General features: G+C 41.3%; 1 protein-coding gene. It reads right to left on the bottom strand.

Going from position 1 to position 537, the window contains the following annotated elements:
• Positions 1-206: 206 nt before the first annotated feature.
• Positions 207-537: hypothetical protein (locus ACTRWE_RS19260; protein WP_462880538.1), on the bottom strand; the 331-nt coding region annotated here is incomplete at its 5' end.

Raw genomic sequence — 537 nt, forward strand, 5'->3', positions numbered from 1 at the left:
AGTTAATTGCCTCATTTAAACTCAGTTCAGCACTGTGTACAGAGACACTAATGCTCAATAAGCTGCTCACACAAACGGCTTTTAATACTGCGAAGTGATTCATCACTTGCTCCACTTAAATTTAAAAAATAAAAAACGATTAAATTTTTAAGCAGATAGATGACAAAAAGCTAAATGGCTAGATTTTGAATACACCTATCCTGCGGTTATGCAGGCATAGGAGGACGATAAAGAGATCGTGCAAAATTAGGTTGGCGCTGCATGACAGCAAGGTGCACTTTTTCAGAGGGTAATTTAGAAGCTATAAATAGCGAGTTTACATGCAAGGCCGAATGCGAATTACAAGCACTCATCGGGCAACTGCAATCTTGGGTTAACGTGCTTTGCTCACTACAGCAATCCATAGACATGGTTGTTGTATCAGCGTCGTCACTCATTGCCATTTCACTATGCTGCATCGATGCATGGGTTGCCATGTTCATATGCGGCACATCACATACCATAGATACAGACGCAACGGCTTGACCCACAAAAGTG

Source organism: Pseudoalteromonas sp. G5_S1_54_S4, assembly GCF_054968565.1.